We start from the raw sequence: 14,081 nt of genomic DNA, 5'->3' as shown, positions 1-14,081 counted from the left end.
ATCTGATGAGCGGCTGCTGAGAGTCCAAACCGAATAGGACTTAAATTTCCGGAAATCCATTTTGCAGCACCAAGCAAGCTAGACCGCCAAGAGAGCAAAGGGTCTAATCGCTGCGACAAACAAGAAAGCGCCTGAAGATCGATCTTCAGGCGCTTTCTTTTTGATGGCATCTCCGCCCGGGAAATCGGGTTCGGATCCGGGGTTCAGGCGGCAGCGCCCGCCGCCCTCGTCCGTGGCGCTTCGTCGAGAGCATTGTCCGCCTCGAGCGCTACCTGCTCGAAACCGACGAGATCCAGGACCGCGGTCACCAGCGGCGAACGGTTCATTGTGTAGAGGTGGAAGTCGCGAACACCGCGTCGGGCGAGATCAACGATCTGCTCGGCAGCGATATGGGTCGCCTCCTTGAAACGCTCGACCGGCTGGTCTTCCAGATGCACCAGCCGGGTGACGATCGCCTCCGGCACGCTCGCGCCACAGAGGCCGGCAAACTTCTGCACCTGCGCCAGATTGTTGATCGGCAGGATGCCCGGCACGATCGGAATGTTGATACCGGCGCGGCGCACCCGTTCGAGATAGCGCTCGAAATCGTTGTTGTCGAAGAAGAACTGGGTCAGCGCCCGGTTGGCTCCCGCATCGACCTTGCGCTTCAGCATGTCGATATCGGCGGCCACGTCAGGGCTCTCCGGATGCTTCTCCGGATAGGAAGAGACGGAAATCTCGATATCGTCGCCCCGTGCGCGGATCGCCCGCACCAGGTCGGTGCTGCTCGCATAGCCATCCGGATGCGGCTGATAGGCGCTGCCGATGCCGCCCTGCGGGTCGCCGCGCAGCGCCACGAAGTGGCGGACGCCATAATCGATGTATTCGTCGATGACCGCATCGACTTCCGCCTTCGGTGCGCCGACGCAGGTCAGGTGCGCGGCCGTATTGGCAAAGCCCTTCTCCTCGACCATCCGCCGCACGGTCGTCAGCGAGCGCGCCTTGGTCGAGCCGCCTGCGCCGTAGGTAACCGTCACGAAGGCAGGAGCGAAGATGGAAAGATCTTCCGCAGTCTGGAACAGTTGCACTTCCATTTCGTCGGTCTTGGGGGGGAAGTACTCGAAGGAGAGCCTCAGATTGCCGCGCTCGGCCGGATAAAGCGTCTGTGCCGTCATTCTCAAACTCCCCCTGCATGGACGCGCGGCCGCGGCGTTTCATTCTCATTCACGGCGCGCCGATCGCGCGCCAGCCAGATCGTCACCGTCAGCTTTTCTTCCTCGGCCCCTTCCGGCGAAAGGTCCGTGGTCTTTTCGAGCACCAGGCCGGCCTTGGCGAGCCAATCGGAGATTACCTGGTGCGAGAAGCCAAGGCGCGCATGGGCGTGCTCGTCGCGCAGATGCTCAAGTCCGTGCGGCGCGAAGTCGATGATGACAAGGCGACCGCCCGGCATCAGCATGCGCGCGGCTTCCGCAATCGCCGCCTCCGGCTCGTCGAGGAAATGCAGCACCTGGTGAATGGTGACGAGATCGAAGGCGTGCCCGTCGAGCGGCAGGTTGAAGATATCGCCGTGGCGGATCGACGCCTTGGTGATGCCGGCGCGTTCGAGATTGGAGCGCGCAACGGCCAGCATATCGCGGCTGGCATCGACGCCGACGCCGCGACGATAGAGCCCTTCGAAGAGCTGCAGGATGCGCCCGGTGCCGGTTCCGAGATCGAGCAGGCTCTCGACCGGTTCGTCGCCGACCATCTCGCGCAGCTTCGCCTCGACATCGCGCTCGCTGACATGCAAGCGGCGAAGCTCGTCCCAGCCAGCGGCGTTGCGGCTGAAATAGGCCTGCGCCTTCTCGGCCCTCGCCTTCTTCAGGGTGGTCAGCCGCGCCGCATCGCGCGAAAGCACCGCGTCGTCAGCAGACGCCGACGCCAGCATGGCCCGCACGAGCCCGACGCGGGCGCCATCCTGCCTGAGACGGAAATAGGCCCAGGCGCCTTCCTGATAACGGTCGATGAGTTCGACTTCGGCAAGCAGCTTCAGGTGCCGCGAAATACGCGGCTGCGACTGCCCGAGAATTTCGGTAAGATCGGTAACGGTGAGGTCGCCGGCGGCAAGCAAAGCGACGAGACGCATGCGGGTCGGCTCTCCTGCCGCCTTCAGCACGTCCACCAGCGCATCCAGACCCAGTTCTCTCTGAACAGCCATCGCGATCCCCATCAACACATAAAGATATGTTTATGTGATTTGCGATGTCGGCGCAAGCGGATTTGCGCGGAGAAGCCAAACAATGGCGCTTGCGGAACAGGGCATGCAAAGGAAAACGGGCGGAGCCTGCGCTTCGCCCGTTCCCGTAACAATAGACTTTCAGTTCCAGCGTTCGCGGCGCTGCCGCGATGCACTGGGCGCCGCAAGGAAATGCGCCGCCTTGGCTCTGATCAGCGCGTCAGGCGCTTGTAGGTGACGCGCTTCGGGTTGACCGAGTCCGGGCCGAGGCGGCGGATCTTGTCCTTCTCGTAGTCTTCGAAGTTGCCTTCGAACCATTCGACCTGGCTGTCGCCTTCAAAGGCGAGGATGTGCGTTGCCAGGCGGTCGAGGAACATGCGGTCGTGGCTGATGATAACGGCGCAGCCGGCGAAGTTTTCGAGCGCAACTTCGAGTGCTGCCAGCGTCTCGGTGTCGAGGTCGTTGGTCGGTTCGTCGAGCAGCAGCACGTTGCCGCCGGCCTTCAGCATCTTGGCGAGGTGAACGCGGTTGCGCTGACCGCCCGAGAGGTTGCCGACCTTCTGCTGCTGGTCGCCACCCTTGAAGTTGAAGGTCGAGCAATAGGCGCGCGAGTTCATCTCGTACTTGCCGAGCTTGATGACTTCGGCACCGCCGGAGATTTCTTCCCACACGGTCTTGTTGCCGTCGAGCGCGTCGCGGCTCTGGTCGACATAACCGAGATGCACGGTGTCGCCGATGCGGATCGAGCCGCTATCGACCTGCTCCTGGCCGGTGATCATGCGGAACAGCGTCGTCTTACCGGCACCGTTCGCGCCGATGATGCCGACGATGCCGCCCGGCGGCAGCTTCAGCGACAGGCCGTCGATCAGCAGGCGATCGCCGTAACCCTTGGTGACGCCCTCCATCTCGATGACCACCTGGCCGAGACGTTCGCCGACCGGGATGATGATCTGCGCGTCGCCCGGACGCTGGTTTTCCGCCGCATTGACCAGTTCGTCATAGGAGCGGATACGCGCCTTGGACTTGGCCTGGCGGGCCTTGGGGCTGGATGCGATCCACTCCTGTTCGCGGGCGATCGCCTTCTGGCGGGAGGCCTCTTCACGGCCCTCCTGCTGCATGCGCTTGGCCTTGGCGACGAGGTAGGCCGAGTAGTTGCCTTCGTAGGGAATGCTGCGGCCGCGGTCGAGCTCGAGGATCCAGCCGGTGACGTTGTCGAGGAAGTAGCGGTCGTGGGTGATCATCAGCACGGCGCCCGGATATTCGCGCAGGTGCTTTTCGAGCCAGGCGATCGTCTCGGCGTCGAGATGGTTGGTCGGTTCGTCGAGCAGCAAGAGGTCCGGCTGCGACAGAAGCAGCTTGCAGAGCGCCACACGGCGCTTTTCACCGCCCGAAAGGCTGGTGACGTCGGCATCGCCTGGCGGGCAGCGCAGCGCTTCCATCGCCATTTCGACCTGGCTTTCGAGATCCCAGAGGTTCTGGCTGTCGATGATGTCCTGGAGCTTCGCCCCCTCTTCCGCCGTCTCGTCGGAATAGTTCATCATCAGTTCGTTGTAGCGCTCGACGATCGCGGTTTTCTTGGCAACGCCTTCCATCGCGTTCTCAAGCACCGTCTTGGTCGGATCGAGCTGCGGCTCCTGCGGCAGGTAGCCGACGGTGGCACCCTCGGCTACCCAGGCTTCGCCGGTGAATTCCTTGTCGAGGCCGGCCATGATGCGCAGAACCGTCGACTTACCGGCGCCGTTCGGGCCGAGGATACCGATCTTGGCGTCCGGGTAGAACGACAGATGAACGTTCTCGAGAACCTTCTTCGCGCCGTAGGACTTATTAAGTCCGGCCATATGATAGATGAACTGACGTGCCATAAGGGAATGCTCCGCAGGGAAAGGAAATTTGCCCGCTATGTAGGCGAATTATAGGAAGGGGGCAATGAGCAAAGGCATTCGCCCCGGCTTGTCCCCCCACCTATCCCATGCGGCTGCCCTGCGCCGGCAGCCCTTTCGCTGCCGAAGAACAGTGCCTGCAAAGCGGGTCAGCTTCGCCCGGCCGTATCGGCAAAGCCCTTGGCACATTTGAACTCGGTCGGTCCCGCCGCCTGGATCAGAGTCGCGAGGCTCGAGGCCTTCATGACGTCGCCGGTCAGCCCGATCGTCAGCCCGGTGATGATGCTGCGCCCCTGAACCGTCTGGCAGCGCATGCGCACCCGGTCGCCGGCGCCAGCGCCAAAACTCTGGTCGAAGGCCTGCTTGATCGTCGCCTCGTCGAGTTCGGAGCCGATGCGCTGGCGAAAGAGCGCACCGACCGCCGAGCGGTTGAGCTCCTCCAGCATGCGCAGCTGCGCCGAGAAATAGTCGTCGACCGAGCCGCTCTGGCAGGTGCCGCTGCGCAGCCACTGGTGCCGGTCGAGGCCGGATTGCACGCCGGGCATGGCGATCAGCAGCCGCGCCGCCGTGTCGTCTGCCATGGCGAGTTTCGGCAGTTCAAGCCAGCTGCCCTTGCGATCCTGCGCCCGCACCTCGGCCGTTACTCCGCAATAGCTTTTGCGCAGCGGCCAAAGGCCATGCAGCGAGAGATTGGTGGCGTCGAAACGCTCCGCGGTTTGGCTTTCGCATTCCTTGCGCTGCGGCCGCGTTTCGCAGAAGCCGGGCTGCCAGCTGACCGCCAGAACATACTCCGTGCGGCCGGTCGCGCCTTCGGAAGCCGCTTGATCCGACATTTCCTCGCCGGCAGCAAAGGCGGCCGGCGCAAGGAACAGCGCCAACGCCGCCAGCAGTCCTGCCATCGGACCCGATATCGCCTTACAGAAACTAATCATGATATCCTCCTGCGGAAACAAAACAGGAACGAATATCGCTCAAAACGGGAAAATTGCAACTCTTAATTAAGATGAGCGCACATTCGCTTGTGACCTCATGCGCAACGAGCAACAAGCGGCGATTGCCTTTGCCTTGCAAATCGATTTGATATCGAAATGTCTGTCGTTGTTGCCGGGGGAAATCGTGTTCGGGCAGGTGAAGACACATCAGAGCCCGACCGGAGCCATCTTGAGCTGGCGCCATTTCCCCGCGACCGCTCATGCCCGCGGCATCCTCCTCATCAGCCACGGCCTTGCCGAACATTCCGGCCGCTACGCCCGCTTTGCCGAAGCGATGGCCGCACATGGCTTCCACGTCTATGCCCACGACCACCGCGGCCATGGCGAAACGCGCGCGCCGGACGCCCAGCTCGGCATGTTTTCGAGCCGCGACGGCCTCGACAAAATCTTCGCCGATATCCGGGCTGTGCGCGAAATCGCGACCGCCGCCCATCCGGGTCTCCCGGTCATCCTCTTCGGCCATTCCATGGGCGGGCTGATTGCGCTGAACGCAGCCGAGGCTGATCCCGGCCTCTATGATGCACTCGCCGTCTGGAACTCCAATTTCCGTCCCGGCCTCGCCGGCCGCGGCGGCCAGATGATCCTGAAAATCGAGAAGGCGCTGAAGGGTTCGGATGTGCCGAGCCCGCTCCTGACCAAGCTTTCCTTCGGCATGTGGGGCGGCGCGATCAAGGATCGCAAGACCGATCTCGACTGGCTCTCGCGCGACGATGCCGAGGTCGCGAAATACGCGGCCGACCCGCTCTGCGGCTTCGATGCGACCGTCTCGCTCTGGCTCGACCTCTTCCGGCTATCCTTCGGCGGCGCCCGGCCCGACCGGCTGGCGCGGCTCCGCAAGGACCTGCCCATTCATCTCGTCGGCGGCAGCGCCGACCCCTCCACGGAGATGGGCAATGCCATTCGCTGGCTCGGCGCCAAGATGAAGGCAGCCGGTCTGACCAACGTCACCGTCACCGTCTATGACGGCATGCGCCACGAGACCCTCAACGAACTCGGCCGGGAACAGGCGACGGCGGACTTCGCCGCCTGGTGCTTGGGCGCCATCGCAGGCAGGCGCTGACCGGAAATATCATGGCCGACATGTCCCTTCAAAAGATCGCCACGGACCACAACCGCATCTCCTTCGGGCTGACGCTGATGGTGATCTCGGTGCTCCTGTCGCCGCTGATCGACATCTTCGCCAAGCTGGCAATCGCCACGGTTCCCTCGGCCGAAATCACTGCGGTCCGGTTCCTTCTGCAGGTCGTCTTCATCCTGCCGATCGTGCTCTTCCGCGGCAGCCTCTTCGACCTCACCTGGCGCAAGACCGGGCTCCATGCGTTGCGCGGCGGCCTGCTTGTCATCACCATGCTTTCCTTCATCACCACGCTGAAGGTGATGGAGGTCGCCGATGCGATCGCGATCTTCTTCGTCGAGCCGATCATCCTGACGATCCTCGGCAGCATCTTCCTGAAAGAGACCATCGGCTGGCGGCGCTACACCGCCTGCGGCGTCGGCTTCTTCGGCGCGCTGCTCGTCATCCAGCCGAGCATGCAGGAGGTCGGCTGGATCGCGCTTCTGCCTGTCGTCGCTGCCTTCGGCCTTGCCGTGTTCCTGCTCGTCACCCGCATGGTCGCACAGAACGAGGACCCCTGGTCGATGCAGTTTCATGCCGGCATCTGGGGCGGGCTCTTCTGCCTCGTGCTTCTCTATTTCGGAGAAGGCACGGGTTCCGGCATTTTCGATCCGGTCTGGCCGCAGGGCACCACCTGGTACTATCTGCTCGGCGTCGGCGTCACCGCCACCATCTCCGGCGTGCTCGGCGTCTATGCCTATCGTGCCGCCCCGGCTTCAGTGCTGGCGCCGCTGCAATATCTGGAAATCGTCTCGGCGACGATCTTCGGCTGGCTCGTCTTCGGCGACCTGCCTGACGCATTGAAGTGGCTCGGCATCGCCATCATCATCGGCTCCGGCCTCTACATCATCTGGCGCGAGCGCCGCATACACAAGGACACGAGCGTCGCTCCGGTGTCGCCAGCCATCTGAAAACAAAAGCCATCTGAAAACAAAAGAAAGACCATCGGGAGGAAGATCATGAAAACTGGAGGCCAGCTCGTCGTCGACGCACTCGTCGCCAATGGCGTGAAACGCATCGCTTGCGTGCCAGGGGAAAGCTACCTGGCCGTGCTGGACGCGCTCTACGACACCGACATCGACGTGCTCGTCTGCCGCCAGGAAGGCGGAGCGGCGATGATGGCGGATGCCTGGGGCCGGCTCACCGGCGAGCCCGGCATCTGCATGGTGACCCGCGGCCCCGGCGCAACCAACGCTTCGGCGGGCTTGCACGTCGCACGGCAGGACTCGATCCCGATGATCCTCTTCATCGGCCAGGTGCAGAGCGAGGCGCGCGAGCGCGAGGCCTTCCAGGAAATCGAGTACCGTCGCGCCTTCACCGAGGTCGCCAAGTGGGTGGGCGAGATCGACGATCCCGCCCGCATTCCGGAATTCGTCACCCGCGCCTTCGCCGTCGCAACGTCCGGCCGCCCCGGCCCGGTCGTGCTGACGCTGCCCGAGGATATGCTGACGCGCAGCGCCGAGGCACCGGCCGCCAAGGCCTACCAGCCGGTCGAGGGCCATCCGGGCCCGGCGCAGGTCAAGCGGCTCGGCGAAATGCTTGCCGCCGCCAAGCGGCCGATCGCCATCCTCGGTGGCACCCGCTGGACGGCGGAAAGCGTTGCGCAGTTCCAGCGTTTCGCCGAGCGCTGGAAGCTCCCCGTCGGCTGCTCCTTCCGCCGCCAGATGCTCTTCGATCACCTGCATCCGAATTACGCCGGCGATGTCGGTATCGGCATCAACCCAGCACTTGCCAAGGAGATCAAGGAAGCGGATCTCGTGCTGCTTCTCGGCGGCCGCTTCTCCGAAATGCCTTCCTCCGGCTACACGCTGATGGACAGCCCCTACCCGCGCCAGACGCTGGTGCATGTGTACCCTGATAGTTCCGAGCTCGGCCGAGTCTACCGGCCGGAGCTGGCGATCGCCGCAAGCCCGAACGACTTCGTCGCCGCCCTCGAAGGCCTTGCGCCCGCAGGCGAACCCATCTGGTCCGAGCGCACCGAAATCATGCACGCGGCCTACCTCAAGTGGTCGACCCCGCCGGAAACCGGACCGGGCGCGGTGCAGATGGGGCCGATCATGAACTGGATCGAGGCGAACACCCCTCAGGATACCATCTTCACCAACGGTGCCGGCAACTACGCCACCTGGGTGCACCGCTTCCACCGCTTCCGCCGCTTTGCGACGCAGGCCGCACCCGCCTCCGGCTCGATGGGTTACGGCCTGCCGGCCGCCGTTGCCGCCAAGCAGCTGCATCCGGATCGCGAAGTCATCTGCTTTGCCGGCGACGGCTGCTTCCTGATGCACGGACAGGAATTCGCGACCGCCGTGCGCTACCGCCTGCCGATCATCACCGTCGTCGTCAACAATGGCATCTACGGCACGATCCGCATGCACCAGGAGCGTGATTATCCCGGCCGCGTCAGCGCCACCGACCTCACCAATCCGGATTTTGCCGCCCTTGCCCGCGCCTATGGCGGGCACGGCGAGACGGTCGAGAAGACGGAAGAATTTGCCGACGCGTTCCTCAGGGCGCGCGCCAGCGGCAAGCCGTCGATCATCGAGATCAAGCTCGACCCAGAAGCGATCACGCCGACGCGCACCCTAAGCGAGATCAGGAACGGCTGAGCAGGTCTTGTTGGCGAAGGTTCAATCACGGCGCGGACGCGCCGTGGCTGGATTCCTGTGCTCGTCACAGGAATCCAGCGGCGCCGCGTCGGCGGCGCGGAGAACGACCACGCTCGCTCCCTGCCCGCGAAGTACGTCCGGCCGCCTACTCCAGCCACTCCGTCGAAAACGCACCAGCCGCGTGCAGGTCAGTCGTCTCCAGGCGCCCCGGTCCGAGATTCTCGAACTTGTGCGGCACGTTGGCCGGCGCCACGACGATCTGGCCGGCTTCGGCGTCGATGGTGCGATCGCCGACGGTGAAGCGGGCGCGGCCGACGCGTACGATGAAGGTTTCGGGATAGGGATGGCGGTGCAGCTTCGGCCCGTAGCCGATCTCGTCTGTGGAAACGAAGATCACCGAGAGGCCAGCGCCAAAGGCCCCGCCTTCAAACTCGCCCTTCCAGACCTCGGGCTCATCCGCCCATTGCTCACGCGAAATCAGATGCGCTTCGGCCATGCCGATCCTCCACTGTCAGATGGAACGAAACGGCCGAGCGTAAGAGTAAGGGTTCGCTTGGCTCAGCCGCGAATATGCTGGGTCTGCTGGTAGACGGCCGTCGAGCGTGCGCCGGAACGGCAATAGCCGAGCATCGGGCGCTGGAACTCGTCGAGCGCATCGACCATGCTCGTTACAGCGTCTGCCGTCACGCCCATCGGGCCGACGGGAATGTGCTTGGTTTCGATGCCGAGCTCTTCGGCGCGGGCAGCGATCGATTCGAAGGTCGGCTGATCCGGTGCTTCGAAATCCGGGCGGTGGCAGACGATGGACTTGAAGCCGAGCGCCTTGATCTGGTCGAGATCCTCGACGGTGATCTGGCCGGAGACCGAGTATTCGTCGTTGATCTGGCGGATGTCCATGGTCGTCTTCCCTCAAGGAAATGTGGTGGCCTCTGATGTAGGCGCAGCCCTTCCCCGCGTCAATTCAAAAGCCGCGTGTTCCAGATGCCGGATCAGACGACTGAGAAGGCGATAGCGTAGCTTCGTGCCTCACCCGGCGGGAGCGGGATCAACTCTCCGGCTGCCGCCAGCTCCGGACGCTTGGCGATGCGGTGCGAGACAGGCTCGATGCTGATCACATCCGCCTCGCCGCGCTGGCAGCGCCACATCTGCAGGAAGGGCAGCGTGTCGGTCCGGAACCGCACCTGGAGCTTGCGCCCACCGAGCCCGGCAAGGCCCGCGAGGGTGACGTCCGACCAGCCATCGGAACCAACTGCCGCCGGCAGGCAAAAATGCGCACTCTCGCCATCGCCGAAACGCCAGGCGCTCTCCCCGCCTGCAAGCGAAGCGCTGAGGATACGGGTGTCCGGCCCGAGCAGTCTGCCGGCGATGTTGACGTGATACATCATCATCGGCGGAAAGGCCGAGGTCCCCACGTTGACGACGCGATCGTCGAGCACGACTTCGTACCGCGCGGGATCAATCCGCCACCGCCGCTCGATCCGGGCCTGCCCACCATCGGCGAGCGCCACCTCGATCGTCGCCGTGCACTCGGCTCCATCGCTCGCCATCTCCGTGTGGCTGACCGCAGTCCCGGCAAGCGACCCATGCAGCGGGTAGTGCGCGCCGTCCGCGACGCCCTCGATCGGCTCAGGATGACGGATGTGTTCGGGGCCGCAGGTGAAGAGAAAGCCGGCAAGCGCCCGGTCGATCCTCGGATCGCCATCGGAGGGGATCGCGGCACCCGGCGACAGATCGACGCCATCGACGACAAAAGCCGCAACATCGAGCGCGGAAAGACGATCGAACAGCACATGATTTTCTTGGCCGTCCGCAGGTTCTTCGAGCGTTCTCAGCATGTCCTCTTCCTCAAATCGGCCGCAGAATCACTGCAATCGCAAAGAGATGATAGCTGAGGAGATCCACATTTCAGCGGTTGAAGCCGAAGTCTGCTCCGCCTAGATAGAATTTAACCGCTTGTTCATGATGAATTCATTTTTTTCACATTAACGTCGAAATCCAAATGTACCGCGCCACATTCGCTACAATGAAAACAGGTTCTCACGTGACGTCAGCGACCCGCATCGGCCTCTCGCTTCTCGCCGCAGCCGGCTTTCTCGCCGTGGATTTGACGGCCGCTTTCGCGCAGGACTATCGCGGCAGAAATCGCTATGGCGACGACGTCATGCTGGTCACGCCCAATGGCGAAATCCTCGACTACGTGCCGCGCGCCGATGAGGTGCAGACCATGCGCGACAGCCGCGGGCGCACGCTGCTGATCGATAGCTGGGGCAATGTGGTGGCGACCGTCGTGCCCAATCGCGCCCGCCGGGATAGTTACGGCGGAGGCCAGGATGGCTATGGCGGCTATCGCCGCGAGGGCGACGTCGACATCTATTCGAACCGCCGCAACCGCGACACCGAGCGCGGCTACGGCTATTCCGAGCCCGGCGAAGTCACCGGTTCCATCCCCGACTACCGCGACGTGGTGCCGCCATCCACCGATGGCAACGAGCTGCCGAACAGCCTTCCGGGCCTGATCGACGGTACTGAAGAGGCCGCGATCGACCCGTACGACAGCCAGCCCATGCGCCAGTCGATGCCGCCGGCCATGACGGTCAAGTCGAAGTCGCGCGCCGAGATCACCGCGCTGCAGGTCTTCCTCGACCGAGAAGGTTTTTCGCCCGGCGTGATCGACGGCAAGATGGGCTCGAACGTGACCAAGGCGATCGAGGCCTGGCAGGAGTCGACCGGCGAGACGCTCGACCCCAACAACACCGAGGACATCCTCGAGCGGCTGCGCATGAGCGGCGGCATGCCGATCACCAGCTATACGATCACGGCGGCCGATGCTGCCGGCCCCTATGTCGCGTCGATCCCGGAGGACTACGCGCACAAGGCGATGCTGCCGCACATGTCCTTCACCTCGACGACGGAAATGCTCGGCGAAAAGTTCCACATGGACGAAGCCTATCTGCGCGAGCTGAACCCGGGCGTCGACTTCACCATCCCGGGCACCATCATCAAGGTGATCAATCCGGGTGCGAACAAGGCCGGCAAGGTTGCCCGCATCCTCGCCGACAAGGCGCGCAAGCAGGTGCTCGCCTATGACGACACCGGCAAGCTGATCGCCGCCTATCCGGCAACGATCGGCTCGTCCGACACGCCATCGCCTTCGGGCACCGTCAATGTCGAGCGCATCGCGCTCAATCCGGGCTACACCTACAACCCGAAGATCAACTTCAGGCAGGGCAATAACGACAAGATCCTCACGTTGCAGCCCGGCCCGAACGGCCCGGTCGGCACCGTCTGGATCGCGCTCTCGAAGCCGACCTACGGCATTCACGGCACGCCGGAACCTTCGAAGATCGGCAAGACCCAGAGCCACGGCTGCGTGCGCCTGACCAACTGGGATGCGACCGAGCTCGCCAAGATGGTCAGCCCCGGCGTTACCGTCGAATTCGTCGATTGACGCCATTGCGTTCGGCTACTGCATGTTTCCTTTAAGCGTAGCCGATTGAAGGACAAAAACATGCAGCAGTTCAAAGCGCTACAGCGAACTTTACGCGTCTTGATAAGACGCGCAGTGCTGTAGGCCAACCAACGCTGCCGAAAGCTTTTTTTTGCACCATTTCCCCCAATTGGGTGAGTGACTTCCGCCAAACGGCATAGAAGATGGCATTGCCTGATTGACCATCCACGACAGGCACGTTTTTAAAGATGTATCGCCGAAGCGAGACGACGTTTCGGCAAAGATTTTTCAGACGTATACATTTACAAGACCGCAGCTGCCGACGACCCAGCTGCGGTTTTTCTTCATCACCCCCATCCCGCAGCGCCCCGATGCCTCTCGCGCCGGCCTTGCATCATGACTTCATGAAACATTGTCATGAGAATTTTCCCCGCAATCGGCTATCACCGAGAGAACCCTGACCTATAGCCGGACGTCCGGCCGCACTTGAAGGATTGCCGCGATGGCGACGGAGCGCACCCTGCCCAACCTCTGGCATGCGACGGCACCGGCCGCACCGGAAACCGGGCCGCTCAGCCGCGACCTGGCGACCGATGTCGCGATCGTCGGCGGCGGCTTCACCGGCCTATCGGCAGCCCTGCACCTCGCCGAAAAGGGCGTGAAGGCGACGGTGATCGAGGCGAAGATGATCGGCTTCGGCGGCTCCGGCCGCAATGTTGGCTTGGTCAATGCCGGCATGTGGGTCAAGCCCGACGATCTCATCTCGACCCTCGGCCCGGCCGCCGGCAACCGCCTGCTCACCGAGCTCGGCGATGGCCCGTCGATGGTCTATGCCCTGGTCGAAAAACACGGTATCGCCTGCGAGGCGGTGCGCAACGGCACGCTGCACATGGCCGTCGGTAGCGAAGGTGTCACGGAAATCAGGGATCGCGAAGCGCAATGGCAGAAGCGCGGCGCCCCGGTCGAGGCGCTCTCCGCCGAGCGGGCGCATGCGCTCACCGGCGCCGAAGGCTTTTCCGGCGCCCTGCTCGATCGCCGCGCCGGCACCATCCAGCCGCTCGCCTATGCCCGCGGCTTGGCACGCGCAGCCCTTGCTGCCGGTGCCGAGATCTACACCGACACGCCGCTGACAGGCGCCGAACGCCAGGGCGAGACCTGGGTGCTGAAGGCCGGCAACAGCGTCATCCGCGCCAAGCAGGTGATCCTTGCCACCAACGCCTATGGCGGCCTCTTCGCCGAAAGCCCGTGGCAGGCGCATACGCAGGAACTGACGATCCTGCCCTATTTCCAGTTCGCCACCAATCCGCTGCCCGATGCGGTTGCAAGCCGTATCCTGCCGGAGCGCCAGGGCACCTGGGACACCGGCCTTGTCATGACGTCGTTCCGCATGGACCAGCAGAACCGGCTGATCTTCGGCTCGATCGGACGGCTCGACGCGATCGCCGAAGGCACGCATCGTGCGTTTGCCGCCCGCTCCTTGCGCAAGCTCTTCCCCTTCATCGGCGATTTCCGCTTCGAATACTGGTGGGACGGCCGCATCGGCATGACCACCAACAACCTGCCGGCGATGCACACCCTCGCCCCCAACGTGGTTTCCGTCAGCGGCTACAACGGCCGTGGCATCGCCCCTGGCACCGTCTTCGGCCGGGCCCTGGCGAACCACGTCACCGGCGAGAGTTCGGCGATCCCGCTTGCGGAAACGCCCGTGACGCCCGACACCTGGCGTGGCGTAAAGTCGGCCTTCTACCACGCCGGCGCCCAGGCCAAACATTTCATCGACCGGCGCTTCTGAGCGCTGCTTGGCGGATAGACTGACCGGTCGTGCCGGTCCGCCACCTCGACGGCAA

Annotated in this window: 12 protein-coding genes; 5 read left to right on the top strand and 7 right to left on the bottom strand. The window is 63.7% G+C overall.

Going from position 1 to position 14,081, the window contains the following annotated elements; all coding sequences use genetic code 11:
* Positions 1 to 203: 203 nt before the first annotated feature.
* The 4 genes from metF to V7S54_RS11100 all read right to left on the bottom strand — a co-directional run bounded on the left by metF (position 204) and on the right by V7S54_RS11100 (position 5,006).
* Complete coding sequence (metF, locus tag V7S54_RS11115; RefSeq protein ID WP_336408361.1) at positions 204 to 1,154, bottom strand: methylenetetrahydrofolate reductase [NAD(P)H]; 951 nt, start codon at positions 1,152 to 1,154, stop codon at positions 204 to 206.
* Between the two features lie 2 nt (positions 1,155 to 1,156).
* Positions 1,157 to 2,176: an ArsR/SmtB family transcription factor gene (locus V7S54_RS11110; RefSeq protein ID WP_112994827.1), complete on the bottom strand. Its 1,020-nt coding sequence runs from the start codon at positions 2,174 to 2,176 to the stop codon at positions 1,157 to 1,159.
* A gap of 230 nt (positions 2,177 to 2,406) precedes the next feature.
* Positions 2,407 to 4,056, bottom strand: coding sequence for an energy-dependent translational throttle protein EttA (ettA, locus tag V7S54_RS11105; RefSeq protein ID WP_057253423.1), 1,650 nt, complete (start codon positions 4,054 to 4,056; stop codon positions 2,407 to 2,409).
* 167 nt (positions 4,057 to 4,223) lie between these two features.
* The gene (locus V7S54_RS11100) at positions 4,224 to 5,006 is read right to left on the bottom strand and encodes a ribonuclease T2 (protein WP_336408362.1); all 783 of its coding nucleotides are present in this window, start codon (positions 5,004 to 5,006) and stop codon (positions 4,224 to 4,226) included.
* A gap of 184 nt (positions 5,007 to 5,190) precedes the next feature.
* Between V7S54_RS11100 and V7S54_RS11095 the strand changes: the two genes are divergently transcribed.
* The 3 genes from V7S54_RS11095 to V7S54_RS11085 are packed head-to-tail and all read left to right on the top strand — an operon-like array spanning position 5,191 to position 8,786.
* Positions 5,191 to 6,126 (top strand): alpha/beta hydrolase, encoded by a 936-nt coding sequence (locus V7S54_RS11095; RefSeq protein ID WP_336408363.1) that lies wholly within the window; start codon positions 5,191 to 5,193, stop codon positions 6,124 to 6,126.
* Between the two features lie 11 nt (positions 6,127 to 6,137).
* Positions 6,138 to 7,091 carry a DMT family transporter gene (locus V7S54_RS11090; RefSeq protein ID WP_065375044.1) on the top strand — a complete coding sequence of 318 codons (954 nt, stop codon included), beginning with the start codon at positions 6,138 to 6,140 and terminating at the stop codon, positions 7,089 to 7,091.
* 48 nt (positions 7,092 to 7,139) lie between these two features.
* On the top strand, positions 7,140 to 8,786 hold the full coding sequence (locus tag V7S54_RS11085) for a thiamine pyrophosphate-binding protein (RefSeq protein WP_336408364.1): 1,647 nt from the start codon (positions 7,140 to 7,142) through the stop codon (positions 8,784 to 8,786).
* Between the two features lie 145 nt (positions 8,787 to 8,931).
* On the opposite strand, the gene V7S54_RS11080 is transcribed toward V7S54_RS11085, so the two are convergent.
* The 3 genes from V7S54_RS11080 to V7S54_RS11070 all read right to left on the bottom strand — a co-directional run bounded on the left by V7S54_RS11080 (position 8,932) and on the right by V7S54_RS11070 (position 10,621).
* Positions 8,932 to 9,282: a cupin domain-containing protein gene (locus V7S54_RS11080; RefSeq protein ID WP_336408365.1), complete on the bottom strand. Its 351-nt coding sequence runs from the start codon at positions 9,280 to 9,282 to the stop codon at positions 8,932 to 8,934.
* 62 nt (positions 9,283 to 9,344) lie between these two features.
* Positions 9,345 to 9,683 (bottom strand): TIGR01244 family sulfur transferase, encoded by a 339-nt coding sequence (locus tag V7S54_RS11075; protein WP_065375003.1) that lies wholly within the window; start codon positions 9,681 to 9,683, stop codon positions 9,345 to 9,347.
* A gap of 92 nt (positions 9,684 to 9,775) precedes the next feature.
* Positions 9,776 to 10,621 (bottom strand): DUF4432 family protein, encoded by an 846-nt coding sequence (locus V7S54_RS11070; protein WP_141679433.1) that lies wholly within the window; start codon positions 10,619 to 10,621, stop codon positions 9,776 to 9,778.
* A 164-nt stretch (positions 10,622 to 10,785) separates the two neighbouring features.
* Between V7S54_RS11070 and V7S54_RS11065 the strand changes: the two genes are divergently transcribed.
* Positions 10,786 to 12,234 carry a L,D-transpeptidase family protein gene (locus V7S54_RS11065; RefSeq protein ID WP_065375004.1) on the top strand — a complete coding sequence of 483 codons (1,449 nt, stop codon included), beginning with the start codon at positions 10,786 to 10,788 and terminating at the stop codon, positions 12,232 to 12,234.
* Between the two features lie 502 nt (positions 12,235 to 12,736).
* Positions 12,737 to 14,026, top strand: coding sequence for an NAD(P)/FAD-dependent oxidoreductase (locus tag V7S54_RS11060; RefSeq protein WP_065375005.1), 1,290 nt, complete (start codon positions 12,737 to 12,739; stop codon positions 14,024 to 14,026).
* The last annotated feature ends 55 nt before the right edge of the window (positions 14,027 to 14,081 follow it).

The sequence above is a fragment of the Ensifer sp. CCNWLY38 genome, assembly GCF_037120565.1.
GTDB lineage: Bacteria > Pseudomonadota > Alphaproteobacteria > Rhizobiales > Rhizobiaceae > Ensifer > Ensifer adhaerens_H.
Note: the sequence above shows the minus strand (reverse complement) of the source record. Positions and strands in the feature narration are given on the sequence as shown.